We start from the raw sequence: 21,787 nt of genomic DNA, 5'->3' as shown, positions 1-21,787 counted from the left end.
TCATAAATATCCTTATTTTTCTTCATTCATTCGACAATATTTTTGTATATTCGGCAGCAATTTCTGCAGGTAATTTTTCAAGAACATCTGCCTGTTTCTCAATGCTTAGCTGCTTTAAAAGATCAACTGCTTCTGCATCAGTCATATTGACAATAATGCCCGCAATGTTTTTTGCTCCCATTGTTTCATATGTTTTAATGAGCGTTTTTGTCTCCGTTTTTGCTGCGGTGCCTTGATCTAACCCCTCTTCTCGCTGCTGTTGCTGCAATTGCTTTAATTCTGAATTTAAACGATCCTGCTCGGTCAATAGATCTTCAATTTCTGTTTCAGAGTCTGTCAATTTTCCTTGTAAACGTTCAATCTCAGCTTCTTTATTTTTCATTTCCGCCTGTAATTCGACTATTTTGTCTCCATCTTTTTTCCCATCCTGCTTAACATCCGCACCAACCCATTCCGAAACGTAAGGAATACTATCTGCCACTTCTTTCGTTTTCTCAAATACATTTACTCCAGCAATCGTCATCACAATAAGTGCAATCGTCATAGCGAATAACAGGGGAATAAAGACAACGAAGATGATCCATTGAAATATGCTGTATCCTTGCTTTTCTTCCGCATCTACAGCCAATGCTTTCTTTTTTTTTCTGGCCATTTCACTCACCTGATCTTTCGGTTCATAAATTGGATAGAAGATAGCTCGTCCATTTGTTTAGCTTCTTCCACGTTCAACCATTTATGATATACTGCTAAATCTTTTGTGCGTATTTTTCCATATTTTTTCACTTCAATATTTTTTTCTTGCAGTTGCTGCTCGCACCATTGCATTCGTCCTCTGGCTGTAATAACAACTTGTTGCTGCTGTTCGATCAGCTTTTCAAGATTGCTAATAAATTGTTGATAATGTTGAATATCTAGAACAGAAAAACCCGTCTTCATTTTTTGCTCCTGCACATCGATCAATTCTTCTTTTTTCTTCAATAAGTCGTATAACTTTTCTGCTTCTATTTCAAACTGTCCAACCGCTTCCCGATACACATTCTCTGACTCTTCTTTTTCCCGTTCACGCAACTGCAAGATTTTATCAAACTTATAATGATAGCCCATTTATTAGTCAGTCCCCTTTATCTGCCAGTTGAACTAGTCCGTATGCTGTTTCTTCTAATGTTGATTTTTCATCTGTCCGCTGTTTCAAAAAAGAAAGAATAGGCTGGTAATTTTGAATCGCCCGATCGATTGCAGGAGAGGAACCTTTTTTATAAGCTCCAATGTTGATTAAATCTTCCGAGTTTAAATACGTATTTAATGAATCCCGTACGGTAAGTGCTGAATCATAATGGCTACGGTCCACAATATGTGGCATCAGACGGCTAACACTTTTCAGTACATTAATGGCTGGATACTGTCCTTTATTCGCAAGTTCCCTGTCAAGTACAATGTGCCCATCTAAAATCCCCCGCACCGCATCCGCAATTGGCTCATTCATATCATCACCGTCAACAAGCACTGTGTAAAAAGCTGTAATCGTGCCATTTTCATTTGTCCCCGTCCGCTCCAACAACTTTGGCATGATCGCAAAAACAGAAGGCGTATACCCTTTTGTGGCTGGTGGTTCACCGACAGCCAGACCGATTTCCCGCTGCGCCATTGCTACGCGTGTCACAGAGTCCATCATAAGCATTACATTGAGCCCTTTAGCACGAAAATATTCGGCAATCGCTGTTGCTGTAAAAGCTCCTTTAATACGCATGAGTGCTGGTTGATCAGACGTGGCAGCGACAACGATCGATTTTTTCATTCCTTCTGGACCGAGATCGCGCTCAATGAATTCACGAACTTCACGGCCCCGTTCACCAATCAGCGCGATGACATTTAAATCGGCATTCGTATTGCGGGCAATCATACCAAGCAATGTACTTTTGCCAACACCGCTTCCAGCAAAAATACCAACGCGCTGACCCTTTCCAACTGTCAGCATCCCATCAATAGCCCGTATGCCGACTTCAAGCTTCTCATGAATTGGTGGTCTTGTTAGTGGATTAGGCGGTTCTGCTTCCGTTTCAATGGACGTCATTGTGCGCGGGAGCACCGTATCATCGAATGGTTCACCAAGCGGATCAATAATTTTTCCAACAAGTGCTGGCCCTGCTTTGATCATAAGCGGATGACCAAGCGATTCCACAAGACTACCCGGTGAAATTTCATTGATATTTGTATAAGGCATTAAAATAATCATTTCATCTTTAAATCCAGTTACTTCTGCCATAATAGTCTTTTTTCCATCTTTTGACTGAATGTAACAGATATCGCCGACAGAACTTTCAGGTCCTTGTGATTCAATCATCAAACCGACGACTCGCTTGACCCGTCCATATCGTTTAAATGTATCGATAGTTGGAATGATGGATCGCAGTTCACGTGCTTTCATCGCTTATTCTCTCTCCAGTATGTCAAATAAAGTTTTCCTTAGCTGCTGTAGCTGCGCATCAATACTCGCATCAATTCGGCCGCTAGTTGTTTCTACAAAGCAAGCCTCTTCTTCCGCTTCCTCATTTGGGAAAATATAACAATTAATTCCGCCTGGAAATAATGCTTCAATTTCATCTTTCTGTGATACAACAAATGAATATCGAGTCGGGTGGACGTGAATTTGGACTTCTTTTTGTTCTCTTACTTCCTTAATAGCCGACTTTACGATACTCATAAACAATTCTTCATTACCTTCCAACTCTGTCTGAAGAATTTTTTCCGCACAGACGAGAGCTAGATTAAGGATTGTTTGTTCAGATCGTTCGACATTTTTTTTATACTCAATCTTAGAGGAAGCAACCGTTGACTTTGCTTCTTCAATCAGCGAATTCATATCACGGTAGCCAGATTCACGGCCTTCTATAGCACCTTGCTCAAAAGCAGCCTGATATGCTTCCGTTTGAATTCTCGCTTTTTCCCGTTCCCATTCCGCCTGCCATGCTTCTGCTTCTTCCATGATACGCTTTTTCTCGGATTCTGCCTGCTCAATAATAGACTGGGCTCTTCCATTTGCTTCTTGAATGACGGCCGATCGTTCGTGTTCATAATCAGGTGTTGCTTCTTCCCGAAATTCATGGTCTGTATGTATCGATTTAATCCCGATTACTCGTTTCGGTTTTTCTGTTGATATCATATGGTCCGGACGAATGACTCTAGACAATAATATCATCTCCTCCACCACGGGCGATGATGATTTCCCCTGTCTCTTCAAGTCGTCGAATCGTTGCTACAATACGTGACTGTGCCTCCTCTACATCACGTAGACGAACAGGTCCCATATATTCCATTTCCTCCTTAAATGTCTCAACCATTCGCTGTGACATATTTCGGAAAACAACTTCTTTTACTTCGTCGCTTGATACTTTCAATGACAATAACAAATCTTCATTTTCACAGTCGCGTATGACACGCTGAATCGAACGATTATCAAGCGTAACAATATCTTCAAAGACGAACATCCGCTTTTTAATTTCTTCCGCAAGCTCTGGATCTTGAATTTCAAGTGCATCGAGAATCGTTTTCTCCGTTGCCCGGTCAACGCCATTCAACACTTCAACGACTGCTTCTACGCCACCGGTCTGCGTGTAATCTTGCGTGACAGTTGAGCTTAATTTACGTTCTAAAATCGCTTCTACTTCATTAATAATCTCTGGCGATGTACTGTCCATAATCGCAATCCGCTTCGCAATGTCCGCCTGTACTTCCTGCGGGAGCTCAGACAAAATCTGGCCAGCCTGCTGGGGATCAAGGTAAGACAAAATGAGCGAAATCGTCTGTGGGTGCTCATTTTGTATAAAATTTAAAATTTGTCCGGCATCCGCTCGCCGTGCAAAGTCAAACGGTCTAACTTGCAGCGACGATGTAAGTCGATTAATAATGTTTTGTGCCTGTTCCGGACCGAGCGCTTTTTCAAGCACTGTTTTCGCATATCCAATTCCACCTTGAGAAATGTAATCCTGCGCCAAAGCAATATTGTGAAACTCTTCAAAAACCTCTTCTTTTATTTCGGTGTCGACTTTTTTTACACCAGAAATTTCAAGCGTCAGCCGCTCAATTTCTTCTTCAGATAAATGTTTATAAATGGAAGCCGAGTAATCCGGTCCGAGGGAAATAAGCAGGATGGCAGCTTTTTGTTTCCCCGTTAGTTTTTTCTCTCTTACAGCCATTCGTAATCCTCCTATTCCTCAGACAGCCATGTACGTAATAGCTTCGCAAATTCTTCTGGCTTTTCTTTTGCCATTTTTTCGAGTTGCTTGCGTCGTGTACTGCCTTCTATTTCTGTTAAAATATCTTCTGTTTCGACTGCCAGCTCTTCTTCAAACTCTTCCTCTTCTTCCACGCGTCGTCTTCTAACCATCATAAATACAAGGACACCGATAATTAAAAGAAGAACGCCGCCGATCACATATACCCACCATGGAATTGTACTGCTTGTTTCTTCTTCAAATGTAACTTTTCCATTGAAAGGCTGAACGGAAACAGCAATTTTCCCTTCTAATGCTTGATCGGTTAAATCCGCATTGTATCCTTTATCGACGGATGTACGGATAATCGTGCCGAGCATTTGCTGGATATCATCAATATTCTCTTGTGGTAATGATTCTGGATCATCTGCTGTAGGGGGTTCGACCATTACTTGAATGCCAAGGTCACGGATTTTATAAGGGCTTTCTGTAATTTGGCGGCGAATACGATTCACTTCTTTATTGATTGTTTCTTCATTTCGTTCATAATCGCCAGTTCCATTTGCTCCTTCCATGTACGTAGTAGCTGTATCTCCTGCGTCTTCTGCCTGTGGAATACCGCCCGCCGCATTTGCTGCATCTCCTGTAAACGTCTCCGTAATACGCTGTGCGCTAATCTGGATGCCTTCCATATTTTCTTCATCAACCGGTTCAACGAGGTTTTCTTCTCTATTTTCCCGAGTGAAATCCACATCAGCTGTAACGGACACAGCTACTTTGTTCTGCCCCATCAATGTGCCAAGCATACTTTGCACTTGACGCTGAATGTCACGTTCAATTTGCTTTTTGACATCCATTTGCTGCGCATATCCATCACCCGCGAAAGAAGCCCCGCTTCCCTCCAAATCGTAATATTCGAAGTTCTGGTTCATAATAACAATATTTTCAACTGGGAGATTCGGCACGCTTTTTGATACGAGATGATAAAGGGACTTAATTTTCTTTTCATCAAACTCATAGCCTGGCTCTGTATTTAACACAACGGATGCTGATGCCTGTTCCGCTTCTTCTGTTACAAATATTTGCTCCTGTGGAAGGTTAATCATGACATTGGCTTTTTTCACCCCATCAATGCCCTGAATTAGCTGGCCAAGTTCTGTTTGCATCGCGTCAAGCTTCAGCACATTAAACTCGTTATCTGTCATACCAAATCCTGCATTTTGACTGAAAAAGCTGTAATCAATCGTACCAGATTGCGGCAATCCTTCTGCAGCAAGATCCACTTTTATCGTATCGACCGCTTCTTCAGGAACGAGAATCCCTGTACCGCCATCCGTAATTTCATAAGCGATTCCCCGTCCCTCCAGGTTTTCTTTGACAGCACCTATTTCAGACGGCGATAATTCACTATACAGAGGAGCCATCGTTGTTCTCGTCGTAAAAAAAACAAGAAGCGACAGCCCGATGACAAAAAAAGTAAATGCACCGACACCAATCGCTTTTTGTTTCCTCGAGCGGCTGTTCCAGTATTCTTTTATTTTAGCTAGCTGCTGTTTTATATTTTCGTTCATTCCAATCCCCCGGTTGCCTCATTGCTGTATATATGAATTAAATTTGCATACGCATGATTTCCTGATACGCTTCTACAGCTTTGTTTCTCATTTCTATCGTTAATTGCATCGTGATGCCTGATTTTTGCGCCGCAGTCATCACTTGATGAATATCAACGTTCTCACCTCTAATCATTTTATCTGTCATCATATTAGATTCCGCTTCTGTTTTCATGACATCATTCAATGAATCTTTTAAAAAGCTAGCAAACTTTTGCTGTGCTTCGTACGGTGTTGAAACTTTTTTCAGAGATCCACTTTGAATTACATTCGGTGAGACTGCATTTAATGCTTCAATCGCCATTTAATTCCTCTCCTTATTATTTTCCAATTTCAAGTGCTTTTGTCATCATTGCTTTTGAAGCGTTAAAGACCGTTATGTTCGCTTCATAAGAACGGGTCGCGCTCATTAAATCAACCATTTCACGAAGCGGGTCGACATTTGGCATACTCACATAGCCATCTCCATTTGCATCTGGGTGTTCGGGATCATAAACCATTTTAAACGGTGTCTCTGTATCTTCTAAAATTTTCGTTACTTTCACACCATTACCCGTCTCTTCCTTATTTGTCGCCATATTAAGAAACGAAGCGAAAGATCCTTCTTTCGGCTGTAAGACGACTGATTTCCGCTGATATGGCTGCCACTCACCGTTCACTAATTTAGCCCGCGTTGAATCGACATTGGCCATATTAGATGAAACGACGTCCATACGAAGTCGCTGAGCCGTTAAAGCAGAGGCCGTGATATTCATCCCATTAAACATGTTTATCTGCCTCCCCTAATCACATTTGACAACGATGAAAACTTAGAGCTGAGACGATCTGTTAACGCGTTATAATAAATTTGATTAGTCGCCAGATCCGACATTTCTTGATCAATGTCTACATTATTTCCACTCTCATTATAAGAAAGATTTCTTTTCGCAATGATGGTACCGTCTGAAGTAGATGATAACGTAAAATGACGCTCATTTGTACGATTCGCCTGTAATGAATCTGACTTTTTTTCTAAAATTTGTTTAAAACTTACTTCTTGAGATTTATAATTTGGTGTATCGACATTGGCAATGTTATTCGCAATCGCTTTTTGCTGCAATGAGGCATAGTTTAACCCGTGCTCAAGAGAGGTTATTGAATTTGAAAAGAGATTCAACTTTTATCACTCCATCTTTCTTATTCCCTTGCTTAATAATATATATTCTTTAAAAAATATATCATAAAAGACAATTACCTACACGTTTCTTTACAATCTTAACAATTTTTTCTCAAAAACGACACATTTATCTTATTTTTGTTATTTTTTCATTATATATTCTCCTTCTCTATTTCACTAAATGTTTTTCAAAAAAAAAACACTAGAAGCATATTTGCTTCTAGTGCAAGTCATGTCAATTAATTCGATTTTATTTTTTCTAATTCCATCAAAAATTTATCATTCAATACTTTAATATACGTACCTTTCATACCGAGTGAACGCGATTCTATAACACCCGCGCTTTCAAGCTTACGGAGCGCGTTAACGATAACGGAGCGGGTAATACCAACTCGGTCTGCAATTTTCGATGCAACAAGCAGCCCTTCTTTTCCGTCCAATTCTTCAAAAATATGCTCAATTGCCTCTAATTCGCTATATGAAAGGGAACTGATCGCCATCTGTACAACCGCTTTGCTTCGAGCTTCTTCCTGCATTTCTTCTGCTTTTTCACGTAGAATTTCCATGCCGACTATCGTTGCACCGTATTCAGCCAAAATAAGATCATCATCTTGGAACTGCTCTTCCACGCGTGACAGCACTAGTGTACCGAAACGCTCACCTGCACCAATAATGGGAACAATCGTCGTTAAACCTTTTTCGAATAATTCCTTGTTTTCAACAGGAAATGCTGTATATTCACTGTTTATATCAAGATTGGATGATGTTTCTGTAATACTAAATAAATTTTTTGTATACTGTTCTGGAAATTGACGTTCTTCCATAAGTATTTTCTTCATGCGTTCCGTTTCAAGTTGCCGATAAAGGCTGTAACCGAGTACTTTGCCTCGCCGGCTGACGACAAATATATTGGCGTCAATCACGTCTGACAACGATTCAGCCATTTCCTTAAAATTAACCGATTTTCCTGCAGCATTTTGAAGCATTTTATTTATTTTTCTCGTTTTACCTAAAAGGTTCATTTAGTTAGTTGCTCCTTCGCAAGTTATAAAATAAATTCACTTAAATCTTTATTTTGTGAAATCGCTGATAATTTTTCATCTACGTATTGTGGTGTAATCGTTATTTGTTCAAGCGTCACATCTGGAGCTTCAAATGACAAGTCTTCAAGCAATTTCTCCATAATAGTATGAAGGCGGCGCGCACCAATATTATCCGTTTCTCCATTTACGTGAAAGGCTATTTCTGCAAGACGCCGTACGGCATCATCTGTAAATTCCACACGAATTCCTTCTGTTTCAAGTAAAGCTTTATATTGCTTTATAAGAGCATTGTCTGGCTCTACTAATATGCGGACAAAATCATCCGTTGTTAATTTTTCAAGTTCCACACGAATCGGGAAACGCCCTTGCAGCTCTGGAATTAAATCCGACGGTTTCGACATATGAAAAGCACCGGCCGCTATAAATAAAATATAATCTGTTTTTACCGTACCGTATTTCGTCACAATCGTCGAACCTTCAACGATCGGTAAAATATCGCGCTGTACGCCTTCACGGGATACATTCGCTCCCGCCTGCGATCCACCTTTTACAGCAATTTTATCCACTTCGTCAATAAATATAATGCCTGTTTGTTCCGCACGGTTTAGCGCTTCTTGTGTCACTTCATCCATATCAATCAGCTTTTGAGCTTCTTCTTGCTCTAACACATTACGTGCGTCCTTGACCGGAAGCTTTCTCTTCTTTTTCTTTTTAGGAATTAATCCTCCGAGAGCATCTTGCATATTCATCCCCATCTGTTCCATTCCCGAACCTTGAAACATATCAAACATGGAAGGTGGCTGTTCCTCTATCTCTACAGTGATAACTTCATTTTCCAATTCACCTGCTGCAAGTTTTTCCGCCACTACACGGCGCTTTTCAAAAAGAGACATATCTTCTTTCGTATTATCTGTTTCCGCTGGTTGTTCTCCCGTTCCACCAAACAGCATTTCAAACGGATTCTTTACAGATGCTGCTTTTTTTCGGGACGGTACAAGCAATTCAACGAGGCGGTAGTTCGCAGCTTCTTTGGCCGGTTCACGCACCGCATTCATTTTTTCTTCTTTTACTAAACGGACAGCTGTTTCAGCAAGATCCCGCACCATTGATTCTACATCGCGGCCGACATAACCTACTTCCGTAAATTTCGTTGCTTCCACTTTAATAAATGGTGCGCCTGCAAGCTTAGCCATACGTCTTGCAATTTCTGTTTTCCCGACACCAGTCGGACCGATCATGAGCATGTTTTTGGGGATGACTTCATCCCGGAGAGCTTCATCAAGCAAACTGCGACGGTACCTGTTTCGCAGTGCAACGGCCACTGCTTTTTTTGCTTCTTTCTGTCCAACAATATATTGATCAAGACGCTCCACGATTTGACGCGGCGTCATTTCCAGTGCGTTACTTTTCATTTTCCCACTCCTCACTGAAGCTCTTCTACAATAATGTTATGGTTTGTGTATACGCATATATCAGCCGCTGTTTTCAGCGATGCTTCCGCAATGTCAAATGCAGACAAATGAGAAGCGTATTGCTTTAATGCCCGGCCCGCTGACAATGCATAATTTCCACCTGAACCAATTGCCAGAATACCATCATCTGGTTCAATTACTTCACCTGTACCAGAAATAAGCAGCAAATTGTCTTTGTCCATTACAATGAGCATCGCTTCTAATCGGCGTAGCATTTTGTCTGAACGCCATTCTTTTGCCAGTTCCACAGCAGCCCTTTGTAAATTACCGCTATATTCCTCCAGCCGCTTTTCAAATAGTTCAAACAATGTGAAAGCATCCGCAACAGAACCGGCAAAACCTGCGACGACTTTTCCATTAAAGAGACGACGCACCTTTTTAGCCGTATGTTTCATTACGACGGCATTGCCGAATGTAACTTGTCCATCCCCTGACATAGCGGACGAACCGTTATGCTTTACTGCAAAGATCGTTGTAGCGTGAAATTGTTCCATTATTTATTTTCTCTCCTTTATGCCCGCGGATGATGATTCATATACGTCTTTTGTAAATGTTCTTTCGTTACATGCGTATACATTTGCGTAGATGAGAGGCTTGCGTGCCCAAGCAGCTCCTGAACCGTCCGCATATCTGCTCCATTATTCAATAAATGCGTCGCAAAAGTATGCCGCAGCATATGTGGATGAATTTTTCCGGACAATGATGCTTTTTCCATTAATCCCGTTAAAATGTGGCGGATACCTCCTGCTGTCAGCGGACCTCCGCGGAAATTGACAAACAGAATTGAATGATCGGTGTTTTTCATCAATGAAGTCCGGCTTGATTTTACATACTCTTCTAATGCTTCTGCCGCAAAACTACCAAAGGGAACATATCGTTCGTTGCCGCCTTTTCCGTGAACAAGAATCACGCCAAGATCAAAATCAATATCTTTCAGTTCGAGTCCAGCACATTCACTTACACGAATACCAGTTCCATACATTAATTCAAGCAAAGCTTTATTTCGTATAGACAATTTATCTGTCTGCTGCACTGTTTCAAACAATTCGTTCATCTCTTCTTCATAAAAAAAAGAGGGCAGCTTTCTCGCACCTTTCGGCCGATACACATTTAAAAATGGATTTTCTTCTACAATCGATTCTCTCATTAAATAGCGGTAAAATCCTCGAAGTGCTGAAATTTTCCGAGATACAGACGCACGAGCCATTTTTTTTTCATGCAGTTTTGTTAAATAAAGACGAGTATCTTGATGTGTTACATCTGTTAGTTTTTCTATATGCTGTTCATTCATAAACATAAAAAATTGCTCTAGGTCATCACGGTAATTTTTCACCGTGTGGACAGAGCTGTTCTTTTCTATTTGCAAATAAGCAAAATAAGAATGTGTATAATTATTGAAAGGTTTTGACATTTTATCACCTCAGAAAGGGCTACTACATGATAACATACGTTAGTAGCCCTTGCAAGAAAGTTTATAAAGTTTACAAAGTTTTCAAAAAAGTTTGAATTGTTTCTAAAGCTCGTTCAGCAAGCGCTTCATATCGCTCTTTCTTCCCTTTTATTTTTACTGGAAGTGGAGGGAATAAACCAAAATTTGCATTCATCGGCTGAAAATGATCGGCGGCTGCATTTGTAATGTAATGGGCCATGCCCCCGATTGCTGTTTCAGCGGGTGCCGTAACCGGTTCTTGCCCATTTGCAAGCCGTGCCGCATTTATACCCGCCATCAATCCACTTGCCGCGGACTCGACATATCCTTCCACACCGGTCATCTGACCGGCAAAGAATAAGTTTGGACGATCTTTCAGCTGATAGGTTGATAATAACGCTTTTGGTGAATTAATAAATGTGTTACGATGCATCACACCGTAACGGACGATTTCAACATTTTCAAGCCCTGGAATAAGTTGAAGCACTTCCTTTTGTGGACCCCATTTTAAATGTGTTTGAAAACCAACAATGTTATAAAGCGTACCTGCCGCGTTATCCTGGCGAAGCTGAACAACCGCATATGGACGTTTTCCAGTGCGTGGATCTTCAAGGCCAACAGGCTTCATTGGACCGAAAAGCATCGTCTTTTTGCCGCGGTTTGCCATTACTTCAATCGGCATACATCCTTCAAAGAAAATTTCTTTTTCAAATTCTTTCAGTGGTACAGTTTCAGCTGCGATTAACGCTTCGTAAAAACGGTCAAACTCTTCTTCATTCATCGGACAATTTAAATAGGCCGCTTCGCCTTTATCATATCTTGATTTCAAATAGACAATGTCCATGTTAATACTATCTTTTTCCAAAATCGGCGCAGCCGCATCATAAAAATACAAATAGTCTTCGCCTGTTAACATCTGAATTTTTTCAGCTAAACCGCTTGTTGTAAGCGGTCCTGTTGCAATAACCGTAATGCCTTCCGGGATGTCTGTTACTTCTTCGTTGATCACTGTTACATTCGGATGGTTTTTTACCCGCTCTGTCACGTGTCCAGCAAATTCATGACGGTCCACTGCAAGCGCCCCGCCTGCTGGAACTGCACATGCGTCAGCTGAACTGATAATGACTGAGTCCAGTTTGCGCATTTCTTCTTTCAATACGCCCACCGCATTCGTCAAACCATTTGAACGCAGCGAGTTACTGCAGACAAGCTCTGCAAATTGATCTGTATGATGAGCCGGTGTTTGCTTCACTGGACGCATTTCATATAAATGGACGTGCAATCCGCGCTCTGCAATTTGAAATGCTGCTTCACTGCCAGCTAAGCCAGCGCCGATTACATTAATTGTTTGAGTCATGTTTGTTTCCTCCTGCTGTTACTATTAAAGGTACGTACCTATGCATCCTTTAAGCATTTTACACTACTCGTATGCAGAAAAAAAGAAAAATGTTGTATTCAACTAAAAGAACTGTCTGAATCATAACCGATTCAGACAGTTGTTATACATTCTATGACTGAGGCTGTTCTTTATAATCACATTCTGTGCATTGAATTTGGATACCTTTTTTCAGCTTTTTCTCGACGAGCATCTTGCTGCATTTCGGACATGGCCGCTCAATCGGTTTATCCCACGAAAGGAAATCACATTCAGGAAACTGGTCACATCCGTAAAAAATACGGCGCTTTTTACTTTTTCTTTCTATTATATTACCTTCCGAACATTTCGGACATTTCACACCAATTTCCTTCACGATCGCTTTCGTGTTCCGGCACTCCGGAAAATTACTGCACGCCATAAACTTTCCATAACGACCCATTTTAAACACCATTTCATGACCGCACTTTTCACAGTCTTCACCGGCCGGCTCGTCTTTAATTTCAACTTGTTCCATCTCTTTTTCTGCTTTTTCAAGATGGCCTTCAAAACCTTTATAAAATTCGTCTATGACCGCAACCCATTCTTTCACACCATCTTCTACGTTATCAAGATCGTGCTCCATTTTCACCGTGAATTCAACATCAATAATGTCTGCGAAAAACTCAACCATTAGTTCGTGGACAATGCCTCCGAGTTCTGTCGGTACGAAGCGTTTGTTATCCAGCGCCACATATCCGCGCTTCTGAATCGTATCAAGTGTCGGTGCAAATGTGGACGGACGGCCTATGCCGAGCTCTTCAAGCGTTTTAACGAGACGAGCTTCTGTGTAGCGCGGCGGTGGCTGTGTAAAATGCTGCTTCGGATCAATCTCACCTGACTTCACGCCGTCACCTTCTTCCAGATTCGGAAGAAAGTTTTCTTTTTCTTCTTTCGCATCATCCGAGCCTTCTACATATACTTTCATAAAGCCTTGGAATTTCACCTTTGAACCCGTTGCTCGGAACATGACCTCCCCGTTGACAATATCGGCACTTACTGTATCCATCACGGCTGCTGCCATTTGACTGGCAACAAATCGTTCCCAGATTAATTTGTAAAGTCGCAGCTGATCACGCGACAAAAAGTCTTTCAGTGTAGATGGCTCACGGAGCATGCTTGTAGGTCTGATCGCTTCATGCGCATCCTGCGCATTTGGTTTTTTTGCTTCTATTTTCTGTCCCAGCTCTTTCACATATTCGTTTCCGTATTGAGACACAATATAAGAACGGCTTTCTGCCTGTGCGACTTCTGATACACGTGTTGAATCTGTTCTCATATACGTAATTAATCCGACCGTACCTTCTTTGCCGAGATCAATTCCTTCATATAATTGCTGGGCAAGCATCATCGTTTTCTTCGCACGGAAATTTAATTTACGAGCGGCTTCCTGCTGAAGCGAGGATGTTATAAACGGCGAAGCAGGGTTACGGCGGCGTTCTTTTTTCGTTACAGATGCAACGTCAAAATCATTTCCTTGAATGGCTGACAGCACATTTTTCATGTCTTCTTCCGAAGCTAGTTTTGTTTTTTTGCCATTCATTCCGTAAAACGATGCCTGGAATGTATCAGTGCCTTTTATAAATTGTGCTTCAATCGTCCAGTATTCTTCTGGAATAAATGCTTTTATCTCATTTTCCCGATCAATGATCAGTCGGAGCGCAACAGATTGTACACGGCCGGCGCTCAAGCCTTTTTTCACTTTTTTCCAGAGAAGCGGGCTAATGTTATAGCCGACAAGCCGGTCTAAAATACGGCGCGCCTGCTGTGCATCGACAAGATCCATATTAATCGGACGCGGATGCTTAAATGATTCTTTAATAGCATCTTTTGTAATTTCGTTAAACACAACCCGGCAATCTGATGACGTCTCGATATTAAGTGAATGTGCCAGATGCCATGCAATCGCTTCCCCTTCGCGATCCGGGTCAGCTGCCAGATAAATTTTTTTCGCTTTTTTAGCGGCACTTTTCAATTCTTTTAACACGGGACCTTTCCCGCGAATAGTAATGTATTTTGGCTCGTAGTTATTGCCCGTATCGACACCCATCTGACTTTTCGGCAAATCGCGAACGTGCCCCATCGATGCCCGAACTTTGTAGTTTTTCCCGAGATAGCGCTCAATTGTCTTCGCTTTCGCCGGGGATTCTACTATTACTAAATAATCCGACATAAGATAAAACCTCCCCCGAGAGGTGAAATGAATAATTAGACATATTATTATGCGTACAGTCCATGTTTGTCAAACGATTATTGTTTGTGTCATTCATTTTCAAGCTCTCTATGTTGCAAAACAGAACATGTTTCGTAAAAATCATTCTGTTGCAAAATCTATATGATATTAGCAGGAATTGCAACTATTTTTATACAAAGGTGCTATAATTTTTTAAAAAGTTAATCAAACTCTGTGTAAATATCTGCTGCTGAATGGACGATTTTTGCACCGTCCCTAATAAGCTCATGAACACCTTCAGACAAAGGCTGTGTAATCGGCCCTGGCACGGCAAACACGTCCATTCCCTGATCTAGGGCATATGATGCAGTTATGAGTGAGCCGCTTTTTTTCGCTGCCTGTACAACGAGCACTGCTTTAGATAATCCGCTAACGATCCTATTTCTTGCTGGAAACTGCCATTTTTCCGGTTTTGTTGTCGGTGCATATTCTGAGACAACGAGTCCATGTTTAATAATTTGCTGAGCAAGACCAACATTTTCACGCGGATAAAAATGATTGAATCCGCCGGCGATAACAGCGATTGTCTTGCCACATGAATGCAGTGTCTGCTCATGGGCAAACGCATCAATTCCTTTCGCAAGACCGCTGACTACCGTTATATTTTTTTCAACGAGTGGTGGAATGAGCAGCTTCAGTGCGTCTTTTCCATATTGGGTACCATGGCGGGAACCAACAATAGCCAGATTTTTCCCCTTCAATAAAGTCAAGTCCCCTCTTGCAAACAACGCCCAGGGCGGTTGTGGCAATGTTTTTAACAAGTCCGGGTAACGTTCATCGTAGATCGGGATAAAATGTGTATTTGAACGGGCGAGTGAAGATAAAATGTGCTCGAAAGAGAGTGAATGAAACTGCTGTAAAATGGAGGCGGACTGAAGTTCGGAGCGGCCGGTGAGATAGGAAAATTGAGATGGTGTGATTTTAGGCAAAAGCATTAAATCCGGATCATGTTTAAATAAATAATAAAAATCTTTCCACCCAGGTCCTTTGCAATAGTAAAGCAGTAGCAAATATTTTGTTGTATCGTTCATGCTTTTTCCCCTCCTTTTTGTCCATAGCAAAATAAGGCACCTGTACAAGAGACAGGTACCTATTCGGTATTTTAATGTGTTTTGCACTCAGCTAAAAGTCCTTTTTCTTCCAAAACTTTAATAAGCGTTTCACCCATAACAGATGGCGTTTCCGCTACTTGAATACCACATTCGTTCATTACGCGGATTTTTTCGTCTGCTGTACCTTTACCGCCTGAAATGATCGCACCAGCATGGCCCATGCGTTTCCCTGGAGGAGCTGTACGTCCGCCGATGAAGCCGACAACCGGTTTCGTCATGTTCGCTTTTACCCACTCAGCCGCTTCCTCTTCTGCTGTACCACCAATTTCACCGATCATAATTACGGCTTTTGTTTCCGGGTCTTCATTAAATGCTTTTAAAACATCGATGAAGTCTGTACCATTTACCGGATCGCCACCGATACCGACAGCTGTTGACTGGCCAATGCCCGCCTGTGTCAGTTGGTGAACGGCTTCATACGTCAATGTGCCGGAGCGTGAAACAACGCCGACATGACCTTTTGTATGGATGTAGCCAGGCATAATGCCGATTTTGCACTCATCTGGCGTTATAACACCCGGACAGTTCGGCCCTACAAGGCGTGTTTTCTTGCCTTGCATGTAACGTTTTACTTTGACCATATCCAACACTGGAATATGCTCTGTAATACAGATAGCAAGATCGAGATCAGCATCAACCGCCTCCAAAATCGCATCTGCTGCGAATGGAGCCGGTACGTAAATAACTGATGCATTTGCGCCTGTTTCTTTTACTGCTTCAGCAAGCGTATTAAATACCGGCACGCCTTCCACTTCTAAACCGCCTTTACCAGGCGTTACGCCGCCGACGATTTTTGTTCCGTATTCAAGCATTTGCTTCGTATGGAAAAGAGCAGTCGAGCCCGTAATACCTTGAACGATTACCTTTGTATCTTTGTTAATAAATACACTCATGCCTGTACCTGCCTTTCTATTGTCAACATCATTATTATTTTACGAGACTAACGATTTTTTGGGCGCCATCAGCCATTGAATCAGCTGAAACAATGTCAAGACCAGATTGATTCAAGATCTCTTTACCTGCATCGACATTTGTTCCTTCAAGACGGACAACGAGCGGTACAGACAGGCTGACCTGTTTCGCTGCTTCAACAACGCCTGTTGCGATGATATCACATTTCATAATTCCACCGAAAATGTTAACGAAAATCCCTTTCACATTTTCATCAGATAGGATAATTTTGAATGCTTCTGTTACTTTTTCAGCTGTTGCACCGCCTCCAACATCAAGAAAGTTTGCCGGATCGCCACTGTAATGTTTAATAATATCCATCGTCGCCATCGCAAGACCTGCACCATTTACCATACAGCCGATGTTACCGCCGAGAGAAATGTAGCTTAAGTCGTATTTAGATGCTTCAATTTCTTTTTTGTCTTCTTCCTCAAGATCGCGGTATGCTAAAATATCTTTATGGCGATACAATGCATTTGCATCAAAGTTTAACTTTGCATCAAGCGCCATGACTTTACCATCACCAGTCACAACAAGTGGATTGATTTCTGCAATAGAACAGTCTTTGTCTATAAAAGCTGTATAAAGGCTTATCATGAATTTAACAGCCTGTCCGACAAGCTCTTGTGGGATGTTAATGTTAAATGCTACACGACGTGCCTGAAACGGGCTAAGGCCTATAATCGGGTCAATGTATTCTTTAAAGATTTTTTCCGGTGTTGCTTCTGCCACTTCCTCAATTTCTGTTCCGCCTTCTTCAGATGCCATTAAGACAACCTGTGACGTTGCACGATCCAAAACAAGACCGATGTAGTATTCTTTCTTAATATCGCATCCTTCTTCAATAAGAAGACGCTTTACTTCTTTACCTTCAGGGCCTGTCTGGTGTGTGACAAGCGTTTTGCCGAGAATTTCTTCTGCATATGTACGCACTTCATCAAGATTTTTTGCGACTTTTACGCCGCCCGCTTTTCCGCGGCCGCCCGCATGAATCTGTGCTTTAACAACGTTTACCGTTGTGCCTAGTTCTTTTGCTGCTTCAACCGCTTCTTCAACGGAAAATGCAACTTTCCCATTTGGTACAGCAACGCCGTAGCTTCTGAGAACTTCTTTACCCTGATACTCATGAATATTCATCATCCAGCCTCCTATCGATCTCAAAACATAGTATATAAACAAAACAGACTGCGACTTCATTGTAGTTAAAAAATGATATTATGTCTAGTTTTTGAACAAAAAAAAACGGTCTCTTTTTCAAGCGCGGAACAATTTCACAAAATGCTTATAATGTTATTCGTCAAAGCACCGGTCAAGACGATAAATGAATGCAAATACCTCGGCAACTGCCTGATACAAATCTTCTGGAATTGCTTCATTTATCTCAAGCTGACCAAGCAGTTCAACGAGTCCGGGATCTTCTTGAATTGGAATATTATTTTCTTTCGCTGTTTCAATAATTTTTTCGGCAATTAGCCCTTTTCCCTTCGCTGTGACAGTCGGTGCTCCGACTACACCTGGGTTGTAGGAAAGCGCAGCTGCCTGTTTACGGTTAGCCGGTTTCATATACGTATGTCTACCCCCAAATATCCTTCATCGTCCATAACACAGGCGAGCGGCGGTTTCGTTCCGTGTCTCTGCGTCGCTTCTTCTTCAGACGGCTCTTTAAATTGAACACCTGACAACCGGTACCCGTGTTCTTCAAGTGCTTCTTTTAGACGATCCATCGTATTTATGCTCATTTGTTTTAACAAAGACGGTGCGGCGGCCGCGACGATGTTTAAATGAATGATTCGGTTTTGCACCTGCATATCGATGACCGTATTTTTCAAATTGGTCATATCCACATAAAATAATACGCGGCAATAATCAGCATCAATTTTTCCATTTGACTTCTTTTTACCGCTCCATTTGATCGTGACATCTCCTTGAAAAGCAGCAAATTGAAACGGCACTTGCATAACGAGCTGCTGAAGCGGGCCAGATTCTGCAGATAAAATATGCTGTGCATTCAACCGGCCAACAATTTGCTCGGCTGCTTCACGAATCGGTGCCGGTATCGTTTCTATCATGAGCTTCAGGAGCTCCTGCTTTACATTTTGCTGCATTGCTTCCGGCTGATTTTTAGACGTGATAATTGCTTCGTGATCAATGCCGAGCAGTCGAAAAGCATCTCTCAATGCAACCGCCACGTCTTTTCCATTAACATGTATCGGCAGCACTTGCGGTTCTTCAATTGGCCATGCATCCGTGCCAAGCAACAGCGCCATTCGTACCGCCGCTTGCTCAGGTACTGTCGCTGCAATGGAAAAAGCGAGTTGAAATAACGAAGCAATTTGTCTGTTTACAGCAGGTACATCTTTCGTTAACTGATCGGTCAATTGCGTTACTTGCTGCATAAGGGCTGCTCTGTCTGGATGATTTGCCGGAATAGACTGGAACACAGCTTCTTTAAATGAAGCAATTGTCTCCAGTGTTACCGGCTTGACTGCCAGCTGAACGAGCATTTCTTTCATCATTTGCACCGGCTGAACAGACGGACTATTTGTTGTTTCGTTATTTTTCACTGTGACTGGCTGTTCCTGTATATTAGCAGCTACAATGGAGGCCGGCGATCTGCTTGTCGTCAAATTGTTTTTCACAATAGAGGCTAGCTGTTTTGGCACATCAGCGGATGAGGCCGGCATGTTCAATACTTGTTTCAGTATTTGAACAGCCGCCACTTTTTCAGATAGACTGCCAGTTGAAAGAGCTGCCGCCAGATGGACCGCTTTTGCATTTACATCTAACAACAGGCTAGCAGCTGTTTTTCCTGATGAAGTTGGTTCCCCAAGCAGCCGATTAAGTGCAGCCGTTGCTTCTGGCATATCCCCTAGTTTCACGAGCGTATGTTGGAGTGCTTCTAACTTGCCAGTCAATGATTCAGTTGAACGAGCTGATACGAGTGCCTGAAAGACATTTTCTGTAATCGGTAAATTGCGGCTGAACATAAACCGGAGTGCTTCCATTCCATCTTTCAGACCCGCTTTTGATAGCCAAGCTGAGCCAAACTGAATGCTATCTTTTGAAAGCGGCTGGCCCATTTCAATCGCAAGTGCAGTGAAAACGACGCTTTCTTTCGTGACCGGTATCTGTAATTTTTCAAGCAACGCAGCCGCTTGGTCGGGCGTTCGCTGCATCGGCGCATTATCCGACACGACTTTTAACTGCATCGCTCCTTTAAGGGAAGCAACCTGGAAAAAGTAACGCCCGCCCGCTTGAAGCGGCACTTCAAGCTGGGTAGTGATCTGCTGACCGAAGACCACCAGCTCGGCCATTTGCCCTGGCAGTAGTTTCATCACTTTCCCAGAAAAAATTTGTCCTTCGTTCAACATGTCAACCGGATTGCGCCCTAGCTGTGCTCTAACTCCCCTTTGAATCGCCGATTGACCGATCTCCATACTCGTCACCTCTTCTTACATCATTATTGAAGCATTTCTTTTACAGGTGCAAACGTTTTGCGATGCTGAGGTGTGATGCCATATTTCTCAAGCCCGAGTAAATGCTCCCGTGTTCCATAGCCCATGTTTTTTTCAAATCCATAACCAGGATATTGACGTGCATATTCTTTCATCAACCGGTCTCTTGTCACTTTTGCGATAATCGATGCAGCCGCAATCGATGCACTTTTTGCATCTCCTTTAATAATCGACGTCTGATGAATATCAACCGGAATCACCATTGCGTCTACAAAAAGGTGGTCAGGGGTCGCAGGAAGTGCCTTCACAGCTTCAATCATCGCTTTTTTAGTCGCTTCGTATATATTGATTTGATCAATTTCGTCTGCACTAATAATACCGACGCCTGTCTGGCAGTTCTTCATAATTAATTCATATAAATGATCACGGGCCGTTTCACTTAATTTTTTTGAGTCGTTTATACCTTCTGGTAAAAAACCTTCTGGCAAAATGCAGGCCGCTGCGACGACCGGGCCAGCAAGCGGTCCCCTTCCTGCTTCATCAATGCCTGCGATGATACAGACTCCTTTTGCCTGCTCTGCACGTTCATACGCCATGATTTGATGCAGGCGGTCCTCTTCCTTTCTTTCTCTTTCAAGACGGCGTATACAGGCTGTAATAGCTGCCTGCACCCCTTTTCGTTCGTCATTTTTCCAGAAGGACAAACGAGAGTCGTCTGTTGTCTTTATAACAGACAACTGTTCTTTAATAAATGCAATCGTTTCTTTTGCCATATACATCTCCCTGTTCTTTTTATCGGTCGTTTCTATTTTTTTTACACAAAAAAAGCGTGAAGGCAGTCCTTCACGCTTTTTCCGGTGGAATATCGAATGTAAGCCGGCCGAATTGACCGCTACGCACATCACGGATCATGATGTCCGTCACTTTATCGTAGTCCACTTCGCCGCCCGACCCAAGACAGCCGCGCCGCTCGCCAATTTGATGAAACACGTACGCCATATCTTCCGACAATACCGCAAATCCATATCGTTCTTCAAGACGTGCTGGATATCGTTCTTCCAAATAACGAAGACCGTAAATCGCTACATCCTGTAGATTTAAAATCGCATCTTTAATCGCACCTGTCAAAGCAAGTTTATAGCCCGTTTCCGGATCTTCAAATTTCGGCCATAAAATACCTGGTGTATCAAGCAATTCAAGGTGCTGCGCTGTTTTAATCCACTGCTGCGCTTTCGTTACCCCTGGCATATTACCTGTTTTAGCAATATTTTTTTTTGCAATCCGATTAATAAGCGTCGATTTCCCGACATTTGGAATACCAACAATCATCGCCCGCATTGCACGCGGTTTTATCCCACGCGAACGCATCCGATCGAACTTTTCTTTTAAAATACCTTCTGCTGCTTTCACCATTTTATCAAGCCCATTGCCCGCCTGTGAATTGACGGACACTGCTTCAATACCTTGTTCTTTAAAATAGCGGATCCATTCTTTCGTCATCACGGGATCAGCCATGTCTTCTTTATTTAAAATAACGAGACGCGGTTTTTGATTGACAATTTCATCAATCATCGGGTTGCGTGATGACAATGGGAGTCTCGCATCTACAAGTTCAAAAATAATATCCACTAATTTTAATTTTTCCGTTACTTGCCGCCGTGCTTTGGCCATATGACCAGGAAACCATTGAATCGTCAAACT

22 protein-coding genes are annotated in these 21,787 nt (G+C 42.2%); all 22 read right to left on the bottom strand.

Annotated elements, in window-relative coordinates; genetic code table 11:
* Window positions 1-22: 22 nt before the first annotated feature.
* The 22 genes from A3M5_RS0103375 to ylqF all read right to left on the bottom strand — a co-directional run bounded on the left by A3M5_RS0103375 (window position 23) and on the right by ylqF (window position 21,784).
* Window positions 23-652 (bottom strand): MotE family protein, encoded by a 630-nt coding sequence (locus A3M5_RS0103375; RefSeq protein ID WP_018392349.1) that lies wholly within the window; start codon window positions 650-652, stop codon window positions 23-25.
* A gap of 5 nt (window positions 653-657) precedes the next feature.
* Window positions 658-1,104 (bottom strand): flagellar export protein FliJ, encoded by a 447-nt coding sequence (gene fliJ / locus A3M5_RS0103370; protein ID WP_018392348.1) that lies wholly within the window; start codon window positions 1,102-1,104, stop codon window positions 658-660.
* Window positions 1,105-1,111: 7 nt separating this feature from the next.
* Window positions 1,112-2,425: a flagellar protein export ATPase FliI gene (gene fliI, locus A3M5_RS0103365; RefSeq protein ID WP_018392347.1), complete on the bottom strand. Its 1,314-nt coding sequence runs from the start codon at window positions 2,423-2,425 to the stop codon at window positions 1,112-1,114.
* A 3-nt stretch (window positions 2,426-2,428) separates the two neighbouring features.
* Window positions 2,429-3,187: a flagellar assembly protein FliH gene (gene fliH, locus A3M5_RS0103360; protein ID WP_018392346.1), complete on the bottom strand. Its 759-nt coding sequence runs from the start codon at window positions 3,185-3,187 to the stop codon at window positions 2,429-2,431.
* A complete protein-coding gene (gene fliG / locus A3M5_RS0103355) occupies window positions 3,180-4,193 on the bottom strand; it encodes a flagellar motor switch protein FliG (protein ID WP_018392345.1) in 1,014 nt (337 codons plus the stop codon). The genes fliH and fliG overlap by 8 nt, the downstream gene beginning before the upstream one ends.
* A gap of 11 nt (window positions 4,194-4,204) precedes the next feature.
* Complete coding sequence (fliF, locus tag A3M5_RS0103350; protein ID WP_018392344.1) at window positions 4,205-5,782, bottom strand: flagellar basal-body MS-ring/collar protein FliF; 1,578 nt, start codon at window positions 5,780-5,782, stop codon at window positions 4,205-4,207.
* Between the two features lie 37 nt (window positions 5,783-5,819).
* Window positions 5,820-6,125, bottom strand: a complete 306-nt coding sequence (gene fliE / locus A3M5_RS0103345) for a flagellar hook-basal body complex protein FliE (protein WP_018392343.1) — start codon at window positions 6,123-6,125, stop codon at window positions 5,820-5,822.
* Window positions 6,126-6,141: 16 nt separating this feature from the next.
* Window positions 6,142-6,588 carry a flagellar basal body rod protein FlgC gene (flgC, locus tag A3M5_RS0103340; RefSeq protein ID WP_018392342.1) on the bottom strand — a complete coding sequence of 149 codons (447 nt, stop codon included), beginning with the start codon at window positions 6,586-6,588 and terminating at the stop codon, window positions 6,142-6,144.
* Window positions 6,589-6,590: 2 nt separating this feature from the next.
* Window positions 6,591-6,977 (bottom strand): flagellar basal body rod protein FlgB, encoded by a 387-nt coding sequence (gene flgB, locus A3M5_RS0103335; protein WP_018392341.1) that lies wholly within the window; start codon window positions 6,975-6,977, stop codon window positions 6,591-6,593.
* Window positions 6,978-7,216: 239 nt separating this feature from the next.
* On the bottom strand, window positions 7,217-7,999 hold the full coding sequence (gene codY, locus A3M5_RS0103330) for a GTP-sensing pleiotropic transcriptional regulator CodY (protein WP_018392340.1): 783 nt from the start codon (window positions 7,997-7,999) through the stop codon (window positions 7,217-7,219).
* Window positions 8,000-8,022: 23 nt separating this feature from the next.
* On the bottom strand, window positions 8,023-9,432 hold the full coding sequence (hslU, locus tag A3M5_RS0103325; RefSeq protein WP_018392339.1) for an ATP-dependent protease ATPase subunit HslU: 1,410 nt from the start codon (window positions 9,430-9,432) through the stop codon (window positions 8,023-8,025).
* 11 nt (window positions 9,433-9,443) lie between these two features.
* Window positions 9,444-9,986: an ATP-dependent protease subunit HslV gene (gene hslV / locus A3M5_RS0103320; RefSeq protein ID WP_018392338.1), complete on the bottom strand. Its 543-nt coding sequence runs from the start codon at window positions 9,984-9,986 to the stop codon at window positions 9,444-9,446.
* Window positions 9,987-10,003: 17 nt separating this feature from the next.
* A complete protein-coding gene (gene xerC / locus A3M5_RS0103315; RefSeq protein WP_018392337.1) occupies window positions 10,004-10,903 on the bottom strand; it encodes a tyrosine recombinase XerC in 900 nt (299 codons plus the stop codon).
* Between the two features lie 70 nt (window positions 10,904-10,973).
* Window positions 10,974-12,278 carry an FADH(2)-oxidizing methylenetetrahydrofolate--tRNA-(uracil(54)-C(5))-methyltransferase TrmFO gene (gene trmFO / locus A3M5_RS0103310; RefSeq protein ID WP_018392336.1) on the bottom strand — a complete coding sequence of 435 codons (1,305 nt, stop codon included), beginning with the start codon at window positions 12,276-12,278 and terminating at the stop codon, window positions 10,974-10,976.
* A gap of 151 nt (window positions 12,279-12,429) precedes the next feature.
* Window positions 12,430-14,508, bottom strand: a complete 2,079-nt coding sequence (gene topA / locus A3M5_RS0103305) for a type I DNA topoisomerase (RefSeq protein WP_018392335.1) — start codon at window positions 14,506-14,508, stop codon at window positions 12,430-12,432.
* A 221-nt stretch (window positions 14,509-14,729) separates the two neighbouring features.
* Window positions 14,730-15,599, bottom strand: coding sequence for a DNA-processing protein DprA (gene dprA, locus A3M5_RS0103300; protein ID WP_018392334.1), 870 nt, complete (start codon window positions 15,597-15,599; stop codon window positions 14,730-14,732).
* A 71-nt stretch (window positions 15,600-15,670) separates the two neighbouring features.
* A complete protein-coding gene (gene sucD / locus A3M5_RS0103295) occupies window positions 15,671-16,573 on the bottom strand; it encodes a succinate--CoA ligase subunit alpha (protein ID WP_018392333.1) in 903 nt (300 codons plus the stop codon).
* Window positions 16,574-16,607: 34 nt separating this feature from the next.
* Entirely contained in the window at window positions 16,608-17,768 is a 1,161-nt protein-coding gene (sucC, locus tag A3M5_RS0103290) for an ADP-forming succinate--CoA ligase subunit beta (RefSeq protein WP_018392332.1), read from the bottom strand.
* Between the two features lie 153 nt (window positions 17,769-17,921).
* Entirely contained in the window at window positions 17,922-18,194 is a 273-nt protein-coding gene (locus A3M5_RS0103285; protein WP_018392331.1) for an EscU/YscU/HrcU family type III secretion system export apparatus switch protein, read from the bottom strand.
* Window positions 18,191-20,068 (bottom strand): TP0910 N-terminal domain-containing protein, encoded by a 1,878-nt coding sequence (locus A3M5_RS0103280; protein WP_018392330.1) that lies wholly within the window; start codon window positions 20,066-20,068, stop codon window positions 18,191-18,193. The genes A3M5_RS0103285 and A3M5_RS0103280 overlap by 4 nt, the downstream gene beginning before the upstream one ends.
* A gap of 23 nt (window positions 20,069-20,091) precedes the next feature.
* Window positions 20,092-20,859, bottom strand: a complete 768-nt coding sequence (rnhB, locus tag A3M5_RS0103275; protein WP_018392329.1) for a ribonuclease HII — start codon at window positions 20,857-20,859, stop codon at window positions 20,092-20,094.
* 70 nt (window positions 20,860-20,929) lie between these two features.
* Complete coding sequence (gene ylqF / locus A3M5_RS0103270; RefSeq protein WP_018392328.1) at window positions 20,930-21,784, bottom strand: ribosome biogenesis GTPase YlqF; 855 nt, start codon at window positions 21,782-21,784, stop codon at window positions 20,930-20,932.
* Window positions 21,785-21,787: the final 3 nt, after the last annotated feature.

This window comes from Bacillus sp. 37MA (assembly GCF_000372765.1).
GTDB lineage: Bacteria > Bacillota > Bacilli > Bacillales > Domibacillaceae > Domibacillus > Domibacillus aminovorans.
This window is presented reverse-complemented; position numbering and strand designations above follow the sequence as displayed.